The 20,183-nt window shown below is 67.2% G+C and carries 19 protein-coding genes; 5 read left to right on the plus strand and 14 right to left on the minus strand.

Annotated features, from left to right (window positions below):
* Positions 1-52: 52 nt before the first annotated feature.
* From AC07M8_RS10860 to AC07M8_RS10890, 7 genes are all read right to left on the minus strand, one after another.
* The gene (locus tag AC07M8_RS10860; RefSeq protein WP_495174361.1) at positions 53-655 is read right to left on the minus strand and encodes a CC0125/CC1285 family lipoprotein; all 603 of its coding nucleotides are present in this window, start codon (positions 653-655) and stop codon (positions 53-55) included.
* Between the two features lie 122 nt (positions 656-777).
* Positions 778-2,313, minus strand: a complete 1,536-nt coding sequence (locus tag AC07M8_RS10865; protein ID WP_495174362.1) for an MFS transporter — start codon at positions 2,311-2,313, stop codon at positions 778-780.
* 168 nt (positions 2,314-2,481) lie between these two features.
* Positions 2,482-3,783, minus strand: a complete 1,302-nt coding sequence (locus tag AC07M8_RS10870) for an OmpP1/FadL family transporter (RefSeq protein ID WP_495174363.1) — start codon at positions 3,781-3,783, stop codon at positions 2,482-2,484.
* 47 nt (positions 3,784-3,830) lie between these two features.
* Positions 3,831-4,250, minus strand: coding sequence for a DUF2147 domain-containing protein (locus AC07M8_RS10875; protein ID WP_495174364.1), 420 nt, complete (start codon positions 4,248-4,250; stop codon positions 3,831-3,833).
* 207 nt (positions 4,251-4,457) lie between these two features.
* Positions 4,458-6,266: an acyl-CoA dehydrogenase C-terminal domain-containing protein gene (locus AC07M8_RS10880; RefSeq protein WP_495174365.1), complete on the minus strand. Its 1,809-nt coding sequence runs from the start codon at positions 6,264-6,266 to the stop codon at positions 4,458-4,460.
* Between the two features lie 117 nt (positions 6,267-6,383).
* Complete coding sequence (locus tag AC07M8_RS10885; RefSeq protein ID WP_495174366.1) at positions 6,384-8,711, minus strand: 3-hydroxyacyl-CoA dehydrogenase/enoyl-CoA hydratase family protein; 2,328 nt, start codon at positions 8,709-8,711, stop codon at positions 6,384-6,386.
* A gap of 1 nt (position 8,712) precedes the next feature.
* Positions 8,713-9,849 (minus strand): thiolase family protein, encoded by a 1,137-nt coding sequence (locus tag AC07M8_RS10890; RefSeq protein WP_495174367.1) that lies wholly within the window; start codon positions 9,847-9,849, stop codon positions 8,713-8,715.
* Positions 9,850-9,994: 145 nt separating this feature from the next.
* Between AC07M8_RS10890 and AC07M8_RS10895 the strand changes: the two genes are divergently transcribed.
* From AC07M8_RS10895 to AC07M8_RS10915, 5 genes are all read left to right on the plus strand, one after another.
* On the plus strand, positions 9,995-11,758 hold the full coding sequence (locus tag AC07M8_RS10895; RefSeq protein WP_495174368.1) for a long-chain-fatty-acid--CoA ligase: 1,764 nt from the start codon (positions 9,995-9,997) through the stop codon (positions 11,756-11,758).
* A gap of 23 nt (positions 11,759-11,781) precedes the next feature.
* Positions 11,782-12,195 (plus strand): MerR family transcriptional regulator, encoded by a 414-nt coding sequence (locus AC07M8_RS10900; RefSeq protein ID WP_495174369.1) that lies wholly within the window; start codon positions 11,782-11,784, stop codon positions 12,193-12,195.
* A 165-nt stretch (positions 12,196-12,360) separates the two neighbouring features.
* Complete coding sequence (locus AC07M8_RS10905) at positions 12,361-12,534, plus strand: hypothetical protein (protein WP_495174370.1); 174 nt, start codon at positions 12,361-12,363, stop codon at positions 12,532-12,534.
* Between the two features lie 166 nt (positions 12,535-12,700).
* Positions 12,701-13,225: a peptide deformylase gene (gene def / locus AC07M8_RS10910; RefSeq protein ID WP_495174371.1), complete on the plus strand. Its 525-nt coding sequence runs from the start codon at positions 12,701-12,703 to the stop codon at positions 13,223-13,225.
* A gap of 297 nt (positions 13,226-13,522) precedes the next feature.
* Positions 13,523-14,965 carry a DNA recombination protein RmuC gene (locus tag AC07M8_RS10915; protein WP_495174372.1) on the plus strand — a complete coding sequence of 481 codons (1,443 nt, stop codon included), beginning with the start codon at positions 13,523-13,525 and terminating at the stop codon, positions 14,963-14,965.
* Between the two features lie 3 nt (positions 14,966-14,968).
* Here the strand turns inward: AC07M8_RS10915 and AC07M8_RS10920 are convergent, their stop codons facing one another.
* The 7 genes from AC07M8_RS10920 to AC07M8_RS10950 are packed head-to-tail and all read right to left on the minus strand — an operon-like array spanning position 14,969 to position 20,130.
* A complete protein-coding gene (locus tag AC07M8_RS10920; RefSeq protein WP_495174373.1) occupies positions 14,969-15,769 on the minus strand; it encodes a TrmH family RNA methyltransferase in 801 nt (266 codons plus the stop codon).
* 56 nt (positions 15,770-15,825) lie between these two features.
* Positions 15,826-16,098 (minus strand): HPr family phosphocarrier protein, encoded by a 273-nt coding sequence (locus AC07M8_RS10925; RefSeq protein WP_495174374.1) that lies wholly within the window; start codon positions 16,096-16,098, stop codon positions 15,826-15,828.
* A complete protein-coding gene (locus AC07M8_RS10930) occupies positions 16,095-16,502 on the minus strand; it encodes a PTS sugar transporter subunit IIA (RefSeq protein WP_495174375.1) in 408 nt (135 codons plus the stop codon). Before AC07M8_RS10930 ends, AC07M8_RS10925 begins: the two co-directional genes overlap by 4 nt.
* 17 nt (positions 16,503-16,519) lie before the next feature.
* Positions 16,520-17,434 carry an RNase adapter RapZ gene (gene rapZ, locus AC07M8_RS10935; RefSeq protein WP_495174376.1) on the minus strand — a complete coding sequence of 305 codons (915 nt, stop codon included), beginning with the start codon at positions 17,432-17,434 and terminating at the stop codon, positions 16,520-16,522.
* Positions 17,431-17,865, minus strand: a complete 435-nt coding sequence (locus AC07M8_RS10940) for an HPr kinase/phosphorylase (RefSeq protein WP_495174377.1) — start codon at positions 17,863-17,865, stop codon at positions 17,431-17,433. Before AC07M8_RS10940 ends, rapZ begins: the two co-directional genes overlap by 4 nt.
* A gap of 11 nt (positions 17,866-17,876) precedes the next feature.
* Positions 17,877-19,457, minus strand: a complete 1,581-nt coding sequence (locus tag AC07M8_RS10945) for a sensor histidine kinase (RefSeq protein ID WP_495174378.1) — start codon at positions 19,455-19,457, stop codon at positions 17,877-17,879.
* The gene (locus AC07M8_RS10950) at positions 19,426-20,130 is read right to left on the minus strand and encodes a response regulator transcription factor (protein WP_267393029.1); all 705 of its coding nucleotides are present in this window, start codon (positions 20,128-20,130) and stop codon (positions 19,426-19,428) included. Before AC07M8_RS10950 ends, AC07M8_RS10945 begins: the two co-directional genes overlap by 32 nt.
* Positions 20,131-20,183 lie beyond the last annotated feature (53 nt).

Here is a 20,183-nt window from a genome sequence, read left to right on the forward strand (position 1 = left end):
CAACCGCCCGGGTGTGAGGCGGCGGCGCTGTGCCGCCGCCTCAAGGTCCGTGTTACTTCGGCAGCACCACGCTCGGCCCGATGCTGTCGACCACCGCGCGGGCGTTGAACGCGCGCAGATTGTCCTTGGGAATCGGGCCCTTGCGCATCACGATCTCTGCGCTTGCCTCGTAGCGGTCGATGGTGCGGATATCGAAATCGTCGCCCCATGGGCCAAAGCCGCCGCCGAAGCCGCCGCCAAAACCGGGTCCCCAGCTGCGCCAGCCGAAGCCACGGCCGTAATAGCGCCACGACGGGCCCCAATAGCCACCGAAGCCGCCATAGCCCCACGGCCCGCCGAGACCCGGCGTGCTGTAGGTGCGCGACTGCAGATCGGTGTCGCGATTGGCCATCAGGAAGTAATCGTTGCCGCTCTGCAGCGTCAGCTCGGCCGAGCGGAACAGCAGGTAGCGCTCCACCGTGTCACGCGAAGTGACGCTGTTGCCGGCAAAGGTCACCAGGTAGCGGCCCGGCTCGACCTGGCGCTCGCTGTAGCCGGTGCGATTGAAGCCCTGCCCGGTGGCGGGGCGGTACGTCGTCTCGGTCGCGCAACCGGCGACCATCAGGGTGCTCGCGGCCAGCGCCGCAATCACAGCCTTTCGGCCAAGATCCATCATCTGTCCTGTCTCCATTCGCGGCGAATGCGGCGAACTGAGCCGCTTGTACCGTTGAACAGTGGAACGAGCGATGAACAAGTTGGCTCCGTGACCAACTTGTCACGAACGCGTTCCTCCCGCCGTCAGCGGCGTCCGCTCATTTCCGCCCCCGCCTGCGCGTCGAACCGCACGTTGACCAGCACCGCCAGCAGCGAGATCGCAGTCACCGCCCAGAATGCCGCCGAGAAGTCGGCAAAGGCCGGCACGGTCCGGCCCGCCAAGCTCATTGACGCATGCAGCGCGGTCGCGCCGATGCAGATGCCGAGCGACAGCATCAGCTGCTGGAAGGTCGAATAGAAACTGGTGGCGACGCTCATCCGCTCCTTGCCGATCTCGTCATAGGCGATGGTGTTGTAGGCGGTGAACTGGAACGACATCAGGAAGCCCGAGACCACCATAACCGCGAACACGGCGGGCAGCGGCCAGCCGGGGCGGAACAGCCCGCAGCAGGCATAAGCGGCGGTGCCGAGCAGTCCCATCACCACCAGGCTGTTGCGGAAGCCGAACCGGCGCAGGATCCGCCGCGCCATGCCCTTCATCCCGAACGAGCCGATCGCGGTGCCGACCGTCATCAGCCCGCTGTGCGCGGCGCTGAGGCCGAAGCCCAATTGCATCATCAGCGGCAGCAGAAAGGGCTGCGCGCCCTGGGTGATGCGGGTCAGCGAGCCGCCGATCACCGACAGGCTGAACGAGGGCACCCGCATCAGCGATACGTCGAGGATCGGATGCGCCGAGCGCTTGGCGTGGCGCAGGTAGAGCGCGCCCACCAGCGCCCCGCCGCCGATCAGCGCTGCTGCCAACCCGCCCTCGCCGGAGCGGCTCGCCATCTCGAAGCCCGACAGCAGGCCGCCGAGCGCCACGCCCGACAGCAGGAACCCCGGCAGGTCGAACGGATGGACGACATCCTCGCGGATGTCGGCGATGAACCGGCCGACCAGCACGATGCCGGCGAGCCCGATCGGCAGGTTGAGCCAGAAGATCCAGCGCCAGTCGAGATAGGTGACGATGAACCCGCCGACTGGCGGGCCGACGATCGGCCCGATTAGCGCCGGCATGATCAGCCACGACATCGCCGAGACCATGTCGCGTTTCGCGACCGAGCGCAGCAGCACCAGCCGCCCGACCGGCATCATCATCGCGCCGCCGATGCCCTGCACGAAGCGTGCGAGCACCATCAGCGGCAGCGTCGGTGCGAGGCCACAGGCGAGCGAGCCGAGCATGAACAAGGCGATCGCGGCGCGGAACACCGGCCGCGCGCCGAACCGGTCCGCCATCGTGCCCGAGGCCGGGATGAAGATCGCGAGCGCGAGCAGATAGGAGGTGAGCGCGATGCTCATCTCGGGCGCGCGCACGCCGAAATCGCGCGCCATCGTCGGCAGCGCGGTGGCGAGCACGGTGGCGTCGAGATTTTCCATGAACATCGCGCAGGCGATGATCAGCGCGACGGTGCGATAATTGGCGCCAGGCGCCGGCTCGTCGGGATGGTCGGTGGTCTGCGCGATGTCGTTGCCCGCCGGCACGATGCCGTCGCGCACCTCGGCGTTGACCGAGGCGATCCCCCGCCGCCTCGGCCGCAGCAGGATGCGGGGGTCGAGGGCGGCGGGAAGATGGAATTGCATGGGAGCGTGTTCGACTTTCGTGGCGGGTCTCAGACCCCTCCCGTGCCGCATCCCGTCTGCCGCAGGCGTCCGACGCCCGCTATATAGGTGTGATTGGCTGACATTTCGACCCTTGCTCCGCCACGTCGGCGCGATGGCCGCGTGGCGGAGCAAGTGTTGACTGGTCGATCAGAAGCGCATGTGAGCGCCGGCCGAGAACACGAACGCATGCGCGTCTTCGAGCGTGCCGTTGGTCCGCACCACCGTCTGCGCCGCGGTGCCGACATAAGCGGCGCTCAGGCGATCGATCGAGGCATTGTCGAAGTCGATGTAATTGGCGGCAAGATCGATGCCGATGTGGCTGGTGAGATCGAAGGTGCCGCCGACCGCGTAGTTCCAGCGATTGGCATCGGGCACGCGCGCATCGCGCAGGCCATTCTGCGTCGGGGTGGTGGCATGCTGCACGCCGGTGCGCAGCGTCACCCGCGGCGACACGGCATAGTCGAGACCACCGGCGAGGCTCCAGCTGTCGCGATAATTCTCGGGCAGCGCGGTGTTGAGCGGCGCGCCGAGCTGGATCGCCTCGAACTTGCTCCAGTTATAGCGCACCGCCTGGGCGTTGAGCGTCAGCGCGTTGGTCGCCTTGATGCGGCCGGCGACGATGGTCTGCGCGGGCGTGTAGAAGCTCGCCTCGATGCCCGACAATGTGGTGTTCTGGCCCGCCAGCGGGCCGAGCAGCCCGGCGATGGTGAGGTCGCCCTTCAGCGTGTGCTCGATGCGCGACTTGTAGCTGACGCCGACCGTCGCCCAGCTGTTGTGCATCTGCATGCCCGCGGTCCAGCCGAGATCCCAGCCGTCGCCTTCCAGCTTCTGGCTGCCGTCGGGCAGCAGCGGGCTGAGGTTGGGCAGGGCGTTGCCGAGGCTGGCATAGACATGCTCGACATTGGCGCCGCCGCCGACGCGCAGCCAGTCGGTCACCGCGACGGCGATCGAGGGCTGGATGTCGATGGTCTGCAGCTTGGTGCGATCGGCGCTGTAGCGCGCCCAGCTGTTCGCCTCATAGTCGGTGGTGAAGCTGTACGGCGAGGTCACCGCCAGGCCGACCGCGACGCGGTCGCCGAACGGCACCGCGATCGCGCCCGAGGGCAGCACGCCGTTGTTGATCGGGTTCTTCGACACGGCGTTGCCGCCGACCGCTGCCGCTGCCTGGCCCGGGCGCGCGATCACCGTGCCATTGTCCACCACCTTGCCGCGCGGCAGGATCGCCGATGCGTTGATCGCCGCCTCGGCGTGATCCATGCCGGCGATCGCCGCGGGGTTCCACCACAGCGACTGCGGGCCGGTATCGGCGCCTTCACCCGAGAAGGCACGGCCGGCACCGCGCGCCGACTGCTCCTGCAGGTAGAAGGCCTGGGCATGAGCGACGCCGGCAAAGGCGAACGAGCCGATGAGGGCGGAAGCGAGCAGCGGGGCCTTGGTGCGGAAAGACATGAAGGATCGTCCTGACGATTGAAGGAATGGAAAAGGGCGCGCGCGCCTCAGCGCACGCGGGTCCAGGTCTGGGTCTTGCAGAGCGGGAAGAACACGCAGCCGCGGATCTTGAGATGATCGCTGTCGATCGGCGTCACCTTGGCGGTGTAGGTCTTGCCGTCATCGGCATTGTAGATCTTGCCGCCGGTCCACTCGCCGTTGCCCGCGGTGAAGCCGCTGATGATCATCAGACCCTTGAGCGGCCGGTTGCGCAGGCTCGGCTCGGCGTTCTTGATGTCCTTGAGCCCCGGATTGGTGCGCAGCAGCTCGGAGGTGACGAGGCGGCCGCAGATCGACGGGCCGCAGCGCTGGATCTCGACCACGCCGTTGCGGGTCTCGGTCTTCCAGGTGCCGATCGCGGTGTCGTTAGACGGGGCAGGGGCGGGGGCGAGGCCCGCCAGCAAGGCGCCCAGCAGCAACAGGGACATATACGCTCCTCTCCACTATGCCCGCCGTCCGTGACGGGCGAGTTGGTTATCGTGGCGCCGCATTCGTGCGGTCACCGATTATCATTGTTACGTCAGCCTGGCGCCGTAAGGGCGAACCACTTGCCGTATACGTAAGTAGTTCGCCCCTACTTGGCCGGGCTGTGGTGTCAACCCCTCCGTCGTCCCGGGCTCGGCCCAGGATGACGATCAGAATGCCTCGATCGGCAGCGCCATGGTCGATCGCTTGCCCGACTTGATCGCCAGGAACGCCGCGGTCGCCTGAGGCAGCACGCGATCGAAGAAAAAGCCGGCAGTGGCGAGCTTGGCTTTGTAGAAATCCGCCTCGGTGTCGCCGCTGGCGAGCTTAGCGGTGGCGATCCGCGCCGCCTTGAGGAAGCAATAACCCATCCCGACCAGCCCCATCAGCCGCAGATAGTCGGTCGCCGCGGCACCGGCCTCCTCGGGATCCTTCATGCCCTTCTGCGCGATCATGCCGGTCGACAGCTGCAGCGCGCCGAACGCCTGCTGCAGCCCGCCGGTGAAGGCGCCCAGTGCCTTGTCCTGCATCACCGCCGGATCACCGGTCATCTCCTCGACCAGGTTGGACACCGCATGGAAGAACGGCCGGAGCTGGCGGCCCATGTGCGCGGGCATCTTGCGCCCGACCAGGTCGAGCGCCTGGATGCCGTTGGTGCCCTCGTAGATCTGGGTGATGCGTGCATCGCGCACGAACTGCTCCACCCCGGACTCGCGGATATAGCCATGGCCGCCGTGGACCTGGACGCCGTGGTTCGCCGCCTCGAAGGCGAGATCGGTGAACAGCGCCTTCACCACCGGCGTGACGAGCGCGACGAAGTCCGCGGCGCGCGCCTTGAGCTCGGGATCGTCGGCGTGCTTCTCGGCATCGAGCGCCAACGCCGCCCATTGGCCGAGCGCGCGGCAGCCTTCGGCATAGACGCGCATCGTCATCAGGCTGCGCCGCACGTCGGGATGGACGATGATCGGGTCGGCGGCGAGCTCGGGGCGGGCGGCCCCGCCGAGCGCACGGCCCTGGAGGCGGTCCTTGGCGTAGGCGACCGCCGATTGATAGGCGATCTCGTTGATGCCGAGGCCCTGGATGCCGACCGACACCCGCTCGGTGTTCATCATCGTGAACATCGCGGCGAGGCCCTTGCCCGCCTCGCCGACCAGCCAGCCGCGCGAGCCCTCGAACACCATCTGGCAGGTCGCCGAGCCCTTGAGCCCCATCTTGTGCTCGAGCCCGGCGACCGAGACGCCGTTCGACGCGCCGACCGAGCCATCGTCGTTGGACAGATATTTCGGCACCACGAACAGGCTGATCCCGCGTACGCCCTTGGCCGCGTCGGGTAGCCGCGCGAGCACCAGGTGGATGACGTTGTCGGTGAGATCATGGTCGCCCGACGAGATGAAGATCTTGGCGCCGTCGACCAGGTAGCTGCCGTCGTCCTGCGGCACCGCCTTGGTGCGCAGCAGGCCAAGATCGGTGCCGCAATGCGATTCGGTGAGGCACATCGTCCCCGCCCATTCGCCGCTCACCATCTTGGGCAGATAGGCCTGCTTGATGTCTTCGGAGGCATGGCCCTCGATCGCCGTCGTCGCGCCATGGGTAAGGCCGGGGTAGAGGCTGAACGACAGATTGGTCGCGCAGATCATCTCCTCGACCAGCTTGTTGACCGTCTCGGGCAGGCCTTGACCACCCCATTCCGGTGGCGAGGCGAGTGCCGCCCAGCCGCCCTCGCGAAACTGGTCATAGGCGGCCTTGAAGCCCGTTGGCGTGCGCACCACGCCATTCTCGAGGGTGCAGCCCTCCAGATCGCCGCTGGCGTTGAGCGGCAGCAGGATATCCTGCGCCATCCGCGCGGCTTCCTCGAGCACCGCGTCGAGCAGGTCGGGGGTGAACTCGGCATGCGCGGGCAGGCCGGCGAACTGGTCGTCCGCGAACAGTTCGTGGAGCACGAAGCGCATGTCGCGCAAAGGGGCGGTATAGACTTGCATCTCAGTCAGTCCTCGTATGCGGTCGCCCGACCACCGTTCGCCCTGAGCCTGTCGAAGGGCATGAGACTCATCGTGCTTCGACGGGCTGAGCACGAACGGATGGGGAGGCGGGTCCGATCAGTTCCGAAGCGGCTTGCCGGTCTCGAGCATATGCTCGACCCGCGCCTGGGTGCGGCTGTCCTTGACCGACGCCATGAACGCCTGCCGCTCGAGCTTGAGCAGCTGGTCCTCGGTGACGGTGTCGACCAGATCGGCCTCGCCCCCGGTCAGCACCTGCGCCAGCCGCTCGGCGACCACTTCGTCGTAAGCGGTGGCGATGCCCTTCTTGCGGAAGTCGCGTACCACCCCGGCGATGCCGACGCGGCCGCTCTCGCCCGGCAGGCGGAAGGTCGGCTTTTCGGGCGCCGCATAGCCGTCGACCAACGACAATGCCTTGGCCTTGGCGTCCGCGAGCAGCCGGTCGCGGTTCATGGTGATGCCGTCGGCAGGGCGCAGGAAGCCCATCTCCTTGGCCTCGGCGGCGGATTTGCTGACCTGCGCGGTCGAGATCAGCTCGAACGCCTTGGCCACCGCCGGCATCGGCCCCTTGGGCATCAGCGGCGACTTGACGAAGCGGTCGATCATCTCGCCATGGCCGCCCCAGCCGGGCACCAGCCCGACGCCGGCCTCGACCAGCCCGATGTAGCTTTCGGCATGCGCCTGGATCGCATCGGCATGGAGCAGGATCTCGCACCCTCCGCCCAGCGCCATCCCCGCCGGCGCCGCGACCACCGGGAAAGGCGCGTACTTCAGCGCTTTATAGGCCGCCTGGCCACCCGCGATCAGCTTGTCGACCTCGCCCCAGGCGGCGATGTTGACCGCAAACATGGCGAGCCCGAGGTTGGCGCCCGCCGAAAAGTTCGAGCCCTCGTTATAGACCACCAGCGCCTTATACTGCGCCTTCACCAGCGGGATCGCCTTCTGGATCAGCTGGATGACAGCCTCGTCGAGCGCGTTCATCTTGGCGGTGAATTCCAGCGCGACGACACCGTCGCCGACATCCCATAGCGCCGCCGAGCCGTTCTTGAGCAGCGGCTCCGCCCCGCGCTTAATGTCCTCGAGCAGCACCACGCCGGCGCTGCGCACCACGTCGCGATACTCGCCGTCGAGCCCGAGGAACTGGCGCTTGCCACTCTCGATCCGGTAGAACGGCCGCTCACCCGCGGTTGCCAGGATCGCCGGCACCGCGCGTCCCTCGGCCGCGAGCCGCCCGGCGAGCTTGCCCGGCCCCAATTGGTCGATCAGCTCGAACGGCCCGAACTTCCAGTTATAGCCAAGCTTCATCGCGTCATCGATCGCGACGACATCGTCCGCCGCCTCGCCGACCAGCATCGCCGCATAGCTGAGCACCTTGCCGAGGATCTCCCAGGCATAGGCGCCGGTCTTGCCCGGCGCGGCGACCAGCGCGGCGAGGTTCTTCTCGGCGGCCGACGCGAGCCGCTCGGGCTTCTTCTCGGGACGATACTCGCCGGTGGCGAGGTCGAGCGACAGCTTGGTCTTGCTGCCATCGGCGCCCCGATCGAGTCGGTAGAAGCCGCCCTTGCCCTTGCGGCCGGTGAAGCCCTCGGCGATCATCCGATCGACCAGCGGCAGCGGCCGCACCGTCTCGAAATAGGGGTCGCCCTGCGGCAGGGTGGAGGACAGGCTCTTGGCGAGCAGCGGCATCAGATCGACGCCGACCAGGTCGATCAGCCCGAAGATTCCGGTCTTGGGCACGCCCATCGGCCGGCCGCCGATCTGGTCGGCCTCCTCGATCGTCAGCCCCTGATCAATCGCCGCGTTGATCGCAACCGCCAGCCAATAGGTGCCGATCCGGTTGGCGATGAAGCCTGGCGTGTCCTTGGCGCGGACGATACGCTTGCCCATGAACCGGTCGACGAAATCCTCGACCCGCTCGGCCACCGCCGCATCGGTGTGCGCGCCACGGACGATCTCGATCAGCCGCATGTAGCGCGGCGGATTGAAGAAATGGGTGATCAGGAAATCGGCCTTGAACTGGTCCGATCGCCCTTCCACCAGATGACCCAGGGGGATCGTCGAGGTGTTCGAGGACACCGCGGTGCCCGGCCGCTTGAGCGCCTCGAGCTTGGCGTAGAGCGCCTGCTTGATGTCGAGCCGCTCGACGATCGCCTCGACGATCCAGTCGCATTCAGCAACGCGCGCCAGATGGTCGTCGATGTTGCCGGTCTCGACCAGCTTCGCCGCGCCTTTGGACATGAACGGCGCCGGCTGGGTCTTGAGCATCTTGGCGACCGCACCCTTGGCCACCGCGTCGCGATCGTCACCCTCCTTGGCGACGATATCGAGCAGCAGCACCGGGATGCCGGCATTGGCGACCTGCGCGGCGATGCCGGCGCCCATCACGCCGGCCCCGATCACGCACACCTTTTTGATGGGATCGCTCATGTTATGCGCGCTCCAGCACCGTGGCGATGCCCTGGCCGCCACCGATGCACTGCGTGGCGAGCGCATAGCGGCCGCCCTCGCGCTCGAGCAGCGCCGCCGCCTTGCCGACGATCCGCGCACCGGTGGCGCCGAGCGGATGGCCGATCGCGATCGCGCCGCCGTCGATGTTGATCGTCTCGTCCTTGAGGCCGAGGTCGCGGATGCAGGCAATCGCCTGGCTCGCGAACGCCTCGTTGATCTCGACCACGTCGAGATCGGCTACCGTCAGCCCGGCGCGCTCGAGCGCCTTCTTCGACGCGCTGATCGGCCCGAGGCCCATCGTCTCGGGCTCGATTCCCGAGATGCCGATCGACTTGATCCGGGCAAGGATGGTGAGGCCGTGCTTCACCGCAAAATCCTCGGAGGTCACCAGCACCGCCGATGCGCCGTCGGTCAGCGGCGACGAGGTGCCCGCGGTCACCGACCCGTCGAGGCTGAACGCCGGCTTCAACGCGCCGAGCGCCTCGACATTGGTGTCGGGGCGGATCGTGCCATCCTGAATGACGGTGCCGGTCTTGGTGGTGATCGGTACGATCTCGTCGGTCAGCCGGCCCAACTCGCGCGCGGCGGCGGCCTTCTGCTGACTCTTTACCGCGAACGCATCCTGTTCGCCGCGGGTGATCTGATATTTGGTCGCGACATTCTCGGCGGTGTCGCCCATGCCCATATAGGCGCCGGCATTCTTCTTCGCGAGCACCGGGCTGGGCAGGGGATTGTAGCCGCCCATCGGCACCCGGCTCATCGATTCGAGACCGGCGCAGATGAACGCCTCGCCGGCGCCGAGCTGGATCTGGCCCATCGCGATGTGGATCGCGCTCATCGACGAGCCGCAGAAGCGGTTCACCGTCATGCCGCCCACCGACAGCGGCAGGTCGGCGAGCAGGCCGATCATCCGCGCGACGTTGAGGCCCTGTTCGCCCTCGGGAAAGGCGCAGCCGAGGATGATGTCCTCGATCGCCGCCGGATCCACCTTGGTCTTGTCGAGCAGCCCGCGAATCACCTGCGCGGCGAGATCGTCGGGGCGGACCCGGGCGAGATCGCCCTTGCCCGCAAGGTGGAAGGGCGAGCGGGCGTAGCCGGCGATGACGACGTTGGTCATGAAATCCTCTCTCAACTGACCGCCCGTGACCACTAGGCCTTGCGGGCTACCGTATAGGTGCGATAGTTTCCCAATACGTCAAGGCCGGGCCGCCGACAATATGCCCGGTGATAATGGAGAGGATCGAGCATGATCGGCAACCGTCATGGGTGACCAGCGTCCGGCGATGGATGACGCCGCACCGGCCGGCACCAGCCCCACCTTCACGGTGGAAAACCTCACGAATTTAGCGGTCGATGCGGCCACCGACGCTACGGCACCGCTGGCGATCAAGGTCGGCGTGCCCTTGCCGTCGCGGCCGCGGTTGCTCGGCGATCTGCTCGCCGACTCGGTGAGCAGGTTCGCCGATCGCCCCGCGATCGACTTCATGGGCAGCATCACCAGCTATGGCCAATTGGGCGAGGCGGTCCTCCATGCCACCCGCGGGCTGCAGGATCTCGGCGTCAAGCCGGGCACCCGCGTCGCGCTATGCCTGCCCAACACGCCTTATTATCCGATCGCCTATTTCGCGACGCTCGCGGCGGGCGGCATCGTCGTCAACGTCAACCCGCTCTATGTCGAGCGTGAACTCAACCATCTGCTCGCCGACTCGGGCGCCGAGATCATCCTCACCTGCGACATCGCCGAGATCCACGCCCGCGTGGTCAAGGCCGCGGCAGATAATGGCTTGCGCCATGTCGTTACTTGCCCAATCGCCGATGTGTTGCCGCCGCTCAAGCGCTTCGCCTATCGCATCGTCAAGCGCCGCGAGATTGCGCATCCGCCGCGCGACGCGGTGCATCTGCCCTTCACCGCCTTGCTCGCCAATGACGGCAAGCCTGCGCCGGTCACGGTCGCGCCCGACGATGTCGCCGTGCTTCAATATACCGGCGGCACCACCGGGCTGCCCAAGGCGGCGATGCTCAGCCACGCCAATCTTGTCGCCAACACTGATGCGATGGTGATTCATGTCGGTGGCGAGAGCGACGAGCAGGATCGCGTGCTCGGTGTGCTGCCGCTGTTCCACGTCTTCGCGCTCACCAACGTGCTCAATTTCGCAATGCGCACCGGCGCCGAGATGATCCTGCTGCCGCGCTTCGATCTCAAGCAGCTGCTCGCCACGCTGAAGCGTACCCGGCCGACCTATTTCCCCGCGGTGCCGACCATCTACAATGCGCTGAACGGCGTCGCCGAGAAGCAGACGCTCGATCTCTCCTCGATCAAGGTGTGCATTTCGGGCGGCGCACCGCTGCCGCAGGAGGTCCGCCAAGCGTTCGAGACCTTTACTGGCGCCAAGCTGGTCGAGGGCTATGGCCTGTCGGAAGCTTCGCCAATCATCACCTGCAACCCGTTCGAGGGGATCAACAAGAAGGGCTCGGCCGGGCTGCCGTTCCCCGGCACCACCATCGAGATCCGCGATCGCGAGGATCCCACCCGGATCATGCCCGCCGGCGAGAAGGGCGAGATCTGCGCGCGCGGCCCCCAGGTGATGCAGGGCTATTGGCTGAAGCCCGACGAGACCGATGCGGCATTTGTCGATGGCGCGCTGCGCACCGGCGATGTCGGCTATCTCGACGCCGACGGCTATCTGTTCCTGGTCGACCGGATCAAGGACATGATCCTGTGCGGTGGCTACAACGTCTATCCGCGGATCATCGAGGAAGCGCTGTACGAGCACCCGGCGGTGGTCGAGGTGGTGGTGATCGGTGTGCCCGACAAATATCGGGGGCAAAGCCCCAAGGCGTTCGTCACCTTGTCGTCGCCCGATGCCGCCACGCCCGACAGCCTGCGTGACTTCCTCCGCGACAAGATCAGCAAGATCGAGCTTCCGCGCGAGATCGAGATCCGCGACAGCCTGCCCAAGACGTTGATCGGCAAGCTGTCCAAGAAGGAGCTGGTCGAGGAAGAACTCGCCAAGGCGGCGTCATAAACGGCGTGGGGGAAGGGCAGGCTATGGACGAGGGCGCCGATCTGAAGGGCATCCAGGAGGTCGCCGATTTTCTCGGCGTCACGCCGCGGACGCTGCGCTTCTACGAGGACAAGGGGCTGATCGAGCCGTGCCGGATCGGCACCACGCGGGTGTATCGCCGCCGCGAGGTCGCGCGCATGCAGCTCATCCTGCGCGGCAAGCGGCTCGGCTTTTCGCTCAAGGACATCGAGGAGTTCCTCGACCTCTACGATGCCGATCCGCAGCACCTCGAACAGATGCGCGCGCTCGCCGCGCGCTGCCGCGAGCGCATCGTCGAGTTCGAGCAGCACCGCATCGCGCTCGACCAGACCATCGCCGAGCTCGCCAAGATCGAAGCCGAGGCGCTGGAGCGTGTCCGTTCCGATGGCCACGCGGCGAGGAAGGCGGCGAGCGGCTGACCGGTCCGCCGCCACACTCGTCATCCTCAACTCGTTTCAGCATCCATGGCCCGTCACTGCCGGCAAGCGCGGGCGATGTGCAGGCCCTGGATGCTGAAACAAGTTCAGCAGGACGGGCAGAGAGGCTAGGCTCCCGCGATTGATCACGATGGCGAAAGCTTCACGATGCGTACGCGCCTCAGCATCTGCGCCCGCAAACAGCGCTATGCGACCGCGGCGGATGCGCTGATCGTCGCCCGCGCGGCCGCTTATCCGCTGCGCCCCTACCGATGCGACCGCTGCCAACGCTTCCATCTCACCAGCCGCACCAAGGGCAAGCGCCCGCCGCAGCCGAGCTAGCCGGCCAGGTCCGTCGCTTGCCCCCTCCGTTCCGCTCGAGCGACGTCGAGAAACCGGGCCGGTGTCGGACTGGGTCTATCAACGGTGCCTGAACGGCCGGACAGGCGAGCGTTCACCAATCCCCGCTCGCTTGACGACCTTCGGCCCACATCCTAGCTGAACGGCCATGGCCGTTCTCCCCATCGTCGAAGTCCCCGACGCGCGTCTTCGTGTCGTCTCCAAGCCCGTCGAGGCCGTCACCGACGCCACGCGTGCGATCGTCGCCGACATGATCGACACCATGTACGACGCCCATGGCATCGGCCTCGCTGCGATCCAGGTCGGCATCGATCAGCGCATCCTCGTGATCGATCTGCAGGAAGAGCAGGGCGAGGACGAAAAGCCGATCCGCGACCCCCACGCTTATATCAATCCCGAGATCCTCGAGCTCAGCGACGAGACCTCCACCTACAATGAAGGCTGCCTGTCGATCCCCGAGCAATATGCCGAGGTATCACGGCCCGCCCGCTGCCGCGTGAAGTGGCTGGACGAGCAGGGCGAGGCGCACGAGCGCGAACTCGACGGCCTGCTCGCAACCTGCATGCAGCACGAGATCGACCATCTCAACGGCGTTCTGTTCATCGATCACGTCAGCCGGTTGAAGCGCGACATGCTGCTGAAGAAGCTCGCAAAAACCCGCAAAGCCGGGTGATCGGGGGCGGCCGCGCGCCCCTTGAACACCGTCAGCCAATAAATTCCGTCACCCCAGCGAAGGCCAGGGTCTCCTCGAGGCCAGGCACATCGCCGTCCCAGGGAGATGCCAGCCTCTGCTGGTATGATGACGAGGGGCGACGCCCACCGCTAAGCCCGCGGCGCCACCCCCAAATTCCCCCTGTCCTACACACCACGTTCGATCTATGTTCCTCACCGCCGGTGGCAGGACTCCGCCTCGGCCGGCGCCGTGCACCAAGTGCGATATGCGCGAAGTTAGACAAGTTTGGGGATTGAAGTGGGCCAGTTGATCATCGTCGCCATCCTCGCCGCGGTCGCCGGCCTGCTGGTCGGCTGGCTGCTCGCCAGCCGCCGCAACGGCACGCTCGCCGCCGATCTCGCGGTCGCCCAAACCCGCGCCGGCGACGCCGATCTCGCCCGTCAGGCCCGTGACGCGGTGGAGCGCGAACGCAACGAGGCAATGCGCGAGGTCGCGAGCCTGCGCGCCCAGAATGCCGAGCGCGCCCAGGTCGCCGATCGGCTGCGCGTCGATCTCGACGCCACCCGCGCCGATCGCGACGCGCTGCGCACCGATTACGCGACGCTCAAGGCGCAGGGCGAGGCGTTCGAGGCGCGGCTGATCGAGCTGCGCGAGGCCAAGGAGGTGATGGCCGCGCAATTTGGCGACGTCGCCAACAAGTTGTTGAGCGATGCGCAAAAGGCGTTCCTCGAGCGCGCCGATGCCCGCTTCAAGCAATCCGAGGAGCTCGCCGGCCAGAACCTCAAGTCGATGCTCCAGCCGGTCAACGATCGCCTGCTCCGCTACGAAGAAGGCGTCGCCAAGGTCGAGGCCGAGCGGCGCGATGCGTTCGGCGACCTCAAGGGCCAGATCGAGCAGATGCGGCTCGGCCAGGAGCGGGTATCGGGCGAGGCCGCCAAGCTGGTCAACGCGCTACGCAACGCCCCCAAGGCACGCGGCCGCTGGGGCGAGCAGCAGCTGCGCAACGTGCTCGAGACCTGCGGGCTTGCCGAGCACACCGATTTCGCGATGGAGGTCAGCGTCTCGGACGGCGAGGGTGGTCGCCTGCGCCCCGACGCGATCGTTCGCGTCCCCGGCGGCAAGTCGCTGATCATCGACGCCAAGGTCTCGCTCAACGCCTATCAGGACGCGTTCGGCGCGGTCGACGACAGCGAGCGGCTCGCCGGGCTGGTCGCCCATGCCGCCTCGATGCGCGCGCACGTCAACGGCCTCGGCAATAAGAGCTACTGGCAGCAGTTCGAGGATTCGCCCGAATATGTCGTGATGTTCGTTCCCGGCGAGCATTTCCTCTCCGCCGCGCTCGAACATGATCCGACGCTGTGGGACTTCGCGTTCGACAAGCGCGTGCTGCTCGCGACACCGACCAACCTCATCGCCATCGCCCGCACCGTCTCGGCGGTATGGCGCCAGGAGAAGCTCGCCAAGGAGGCGCGCGAGATCGGCACGCTTGGCAAGGAGCTGTACCAGCGGCTGGTGGTGATGGGCGGCCATGTCGCGCGGCTCGGCAAGAACCTCGATACCGCGATGGGGGCCTACAACTCGTTCGTCGGCAGCCTCGAAAGCCAGGTGCTCACCAGCGCCAAGCGGTTTGAGGCGCTCAACATCGATACCGGCGGCAAGTCGATCGAGCCGCTGCCGCTCGGCGAACAGGCGGTCCGTCCGCTCACCAAGCTCGAGGTGCTGCCCGACGCCGCGGCGTGACGGTCAGCCGCGCTGCTGCGCGAGCACCTCATAGGCCATCACCGCGGTCGCAACCGCCGCATTGAGGCTGTCGGCCTTGCCGTGCATCGGGATCTTGACCAGGAGGTCGCAGGCATCGGCATAGTCCGCGGGCATGCCCTGCGCCTCGTTGCCGGTGAGGAGGAAGGTCGGCGCGGCATAGCGGGCGGTGCGATAGTCGTGGCTGGTGTCGAGGCTCAGCCCCACCAGCTGCCCCGGCCCCTCGCGCAGCCAGCCGAGGAACGCCTCCCAGCCGCTGCGCACCACCGGCACGGTGAACAACGCCCCCATGCTCGCGCGCACCGCCTCGACCGAGAAATGATCGACCGATTCGCCGATCAGGATCAGCCCGCCCGCGCCGACCGCATCGCCGGTGCGCAGGATGGTGCCGAGATTGCCCGGGTCGCGCAGCCGCTCGGCAACCAGCCAGATGCCGGCACTGTGCCGGTCGAGGTCGGCGAGGGTGACCTCAAACTCGTCGAACACGCCGACTACCGCCTGCGGATTGTCCTTGCCCGACAGCTTGGAGAGGATGTCCGGTGTGGTCTGGATCGACTGGCCGCCATTGGCCTCGACATCGATCGACAGCGCATGGACCAGCGGATGGTCGGCGCTCGCCGCGGCGTAGAACAGGGTGCGGGGCAGGCGGCCGGTGTCGTGCGCCTCGGTGAGGATCCGCAGCCCCTCGGCGAGGAACTGCCGCGCCTCGCGACGGTGGCGCTTGTCGCGCAGGTCGCGGACGTGCTTGACGAGCGGATTTGAAAAGGCGGTGATCTCACGGGGCATCGCTTGCCCCTAGCCAAGTGGCGCCGAGAGCGGAAGGCAGGGCGGCAGACGCCGGATCAATCCTCGCCGAACTTGGCCTCGACCAGCTCGCACAACGCCCCCACCGCCGTCTCGGCGCCGTCGCCCGTCGCGCTGATCGTGATCTCGTCGCCCATCGCCGCTCCGAGCATCATCAGCCCCATGATCGAGGTGCCGGTGACCGCGCCGTCATCCTTGCTCACCTTGACCTCGACCGGCTGGGTGGAGGCGAGGGTGACGAACTTGGCGCTGGCACGCGCGTGCAACCCGCGCTTGTTGGTAATCAGCACCCGCCGCGTGACGTCGCTCACGCCGCCGCCTCGCCGAGCACTTCCGACGCCACCGAAATGTATTTGCGTCCCGCTTCACGAGCCGCGGCGACCGCGTCGACCACCTTCATCGACTTGCGCGCCGAGCCGAGCCGGATCAGCATCGGCAGGTTCATCCCCGCGATCACCTCGACTTGGCCACGCTGCATCAGCGAGATGGCGAGGTTTGACGGGGTGCCGCCGAACAGGTCGGTGAGCACGATCACCCCACGCCCCGCGTCGACCGAGGCGATTGCCGCGGCGATGTCTGCGCGGCGCTCTTCCATGTCGTCGTCGGGGCCGATCGAGATCGTCGCGACCCGCTCCTGCGGGCCGACGACATGGATCATCGCGGTGACGAACTCTTCGGCGAGCCGCCCATGCGTCACCAGAACAAGACCAATCATGTCAGACGCTGTTTCACTCATTTGCTGGCCGGCGACCCCTCGAGCGAGTCTTGCGGTGCGGCCCCCAGGTCGCGGTGGTTGATCGTGGGCGAAAATCCCGCCGCGCGCAACCGGCTGGCGATGCGCTCGGCGACATGGACCGAGCGGTGTCTCCCTCCGGTACAGCCGATCGCCACGGTAACGTACGATTTTCCCTCGGCGCGGTAGCGCGGAAGCAGCAACTCTAGCAGCCCCTCGATCTGCTGCATCGCCGCCTCATAGGCGGGATCGGCCTGCACATAAGCGGCGACATCGGCGTCGAGCCCGGTGCCGGGGCGCAGCGCCGGATCCCAGTGTGGATTGCGCAGGAAGCGCATGTCGAAGACCAAGTCGGCGTTGCGTGGCAGACCGCGCGAAAAGCCGAACGACGTCACCGACAGGACGGGCCCGTCCTCTGCATTGCTTGCAAAGGTCGACCGGATCTGCTGCGCGAGCGAATTGGCGGTAAGATCGGTGGTGTCGATCAACCGGTTCGACCAGTCGCGCAACGGGCGCAGCAGCTCGCGTTCGCGGGCGATGCCGTCGCTCGCCGGACGATCGGGCGCCAGCGGGTGGCGCCGGCGCGTCTCGGAATAGCGTCGCTCGAGCTCACTGCCCGCGCAATCGAGGAAGAGCATGCCGATGTCGAGGCGGTGGCCATCGCGTAGCGCGCGGATCCGCTCGACGATCTTGGCTGGATCGAAGTCGCGGGTGCGCGCGCCGATCCCCAGCGCCAGCGGTTGCGACGCGTCACCGCCGCCCTCGCTCGGTGGCGCATCGAGCAGCCGGTTGAGCAGCATCAGCGGCAGGTTGTCGACCACCTCCCAACCGAGATCCTCCAGCGTCTTGAGCACCGTCGACTTGCCGGCGCCGGACATGCCGGTGACGAGCAGGATGTCCTTGTTGCGGGTCATGCCGGCGTTGCTTCGGGCTGGCGCAATGCCCATTCGATCTTGATCGGGGTGGAGGCCTCGAACGGCGGGAAGCCGATCTCGCGCATCGCGATGCCGGCGATCCGCCGGCTGCGCCGCTCGGGCATGCGGATGATTTCGCCGCCGAGGCGGACGAGCAGCGCGACCGGCACGTCCTCGACATAGGGCATGGTGACGATGCCGATCCCGCGCACCTCGATCTGCCCACGGATAGTGCCCGGTGCGCGCGCGATCAGGCCATCGCCGCTGCGCACCAGCAGGGTGTAATCGTCGCTGATCAGCACCGCGCCGCGATCGATCAGCCGCAGGCCGAGATCGGATTTGCCGATGCCGGAGGGGCCTTCGAGCAGCACCGCCTGGCCGGCGATCGCGACGCTGGTGGCGTGCAGGGTTTCGGAGGAGATGATTGCCATAAGTCCCCGGTTCAATGCCCTTGCGCAAGCGGCAGGCGAATGACGAACCGGGCCCCCGCCAATCGGTCCTCGCGCGATTCGACGGCGATGGCGCCCTGATGCGCCTCGACGATGGTTCGCGCAATGGCCAGGCCGAGCCCGGAATGCTGACCGAATGCCTCGCTCGATGGCCGCACCGACTGGAAGCGCTGGAAGATCGCCTCGCGTGCGTCCTCGGGCACGCCGGGCCCCTCGTCCTCCACCCGCACCACCAGCTCGCCCTGGGCTCGCGTCGCCGCGATCGCGATCAGCCCGCCGTCGGGCGAGAAGGAGAGGGCGTTGTCGATCAGATTGTCGAACACCCGCTCCAGACGCGCGCCTTCGCCCTGGACGATGAACGGGCCCTCGCCATGATCAAAGCGCAGCCGCACCTCGCGCTCGACGCCGCGCTGCACGCGCTGCTCGACAAGACCGGCAACCAGCTGAACGACATCGACCGGCTCGAACTTGGCGCGGCTGAGCTGCGCGTCGAGCCGCGAGGCTTCGGAAATGTCGGTGATCAGCCGATCGAGCCGATGGACGTCATCGCGCACCACCTCGAGCAATTGCGCCTGCAACCCCGGGTCCTTGACCCGCCCGAGTCCCTCGACGGCGGAGCGCAGCGAGGCGAGAGGGTTCTTCATCTCATGGGTGACATCGGCGGCGAACGCCTCGGTGGCATCGATCCGCGCGCGCAGCGCAAGACTCATGTCGGACAGCGCACGCGCCAGCGAGCCGATCTCGTCACGCCGTGACGGCAGCCGCGGCACCACCACTTCGCGTGCGCGACCGAGCCGTACCCGCACCGCCGCGCGCGCCAGTCGCCTGAGCGGGCGCACGATGGTGCGAGCCAGGAACAGCGACAGCAACACCGACACCACCGTCACCAGCAACAGCACCAGGCTGAGCCGGAACCGCTCGATCCGCACCGTCTGGGTGATGTCGCGCGCGTTGGTGGTGGTCATCACCACGGCGTTGCCCGGCAGCGGCGCCGCGGCGGTGATCACCGGCGTGCGGTCCGGCGCGCGCCACACGCTTGTAACGACGACATGGCGGTCTCGCGCGGTCTCGACATCGGGCCAGTGCCGGCCGTCGCGGCGCTCACGATAGAGCGGCGCGCGGGCTGCGCCGACGATGGTGTCGATCCCGGCATCGAGGAAGCGCGCGGCGCTCTGGTCCCACCCCTGCTTGTCGGGATCGAGCAGCTGGAAGTTACGTATCCCGAGGGTCCGGCTGTCGACCAGCGCACGGCCGCCGGTATCGAAGACGCGGATCCGCGCGCCGGTGTCGTCGGCCAGCCGCAGGATCAGCGCCGCGCGCTGCTTGGGGCCGACCATAGCCAGTGATTCGCCGATCAGCCGCGCCTCGCGCGACGCCTGGGTGATCCGCCCGTCGACGATCCGGCTGCGGTAGGAATCGAGATAGAAGAAGCCGCCGGCTAGCAGCAGCAGGGCGAAGATGTTGACCGCGAGAATGCGCCGGGTGAGCGAGATCTGCCCCGACCAGCGCAGGGCGAGATCGCGACCGTCGCCCTCCCGCGGCTCATTCCTCGGAGAAGCGATATCCGGCGCCATACAATGTTTCGATCGCGTCGAACTCGGGATCGACCTGGCGGAACTTGCGCCTTAGCCGCTTGATGTGGCTGTCGATGGTCCGGTCGTCGACATAAATGTCATCCTGATAGGCCGCGTCCATCAGCTGGTTGCGGGTCTTCACGATGCCGGGACGTTGCGCCAGCGTCTCGAGGATCAGGAATTCGGTGACGGTGAGCGTCACCGGCTCGCCCGCCCAGGCGCTGCGATGGCGGGCCGGGTCCATCGTCAGCCGGCCGCGGGTGAGCGGACCGGCGCTCTCGGTCTCGGCGTCGCCGGTGGCGTGGACCAGCTCGGTGCGGCGCAGGATCGCCTTGATCCGCGCGATCAGCAGCCGCTGGCTGAACGGCTTGGCGATATAATCGTCCGCGCCCATCGCCAGCCCGAGCGCCTCGTCGAGCTCGTCGTCCTTGCTGGTGAGGAAGATCACCGGGATCTGGCTTTTTTCGCGCAGCCGGCGCAGCAGCTCGAGGCCATCCATCCGTGGCATCTTGATGTCGAAAATCGCGAGATCGGGTGGGTTGTCGGTCAGCGCCTTCAGCGCGGTCTCGCCATCCGAATAGACGCGGGTCGCAAACCCTTCGGTCTGGAGCGCGATCGAGACCGAGGTGAGGATGTTGCGGTCATCGTCGACCAGCGCGATCGTCGCCGTCATGCAGGAGAAAGCCTGGCCACCATGGTCCGTCGGTAGGGCAAAGCAGCGTCAGG

The organism is Sphingomonas sp. GW821-FHT09E03, from assembly GCF_059416225.1.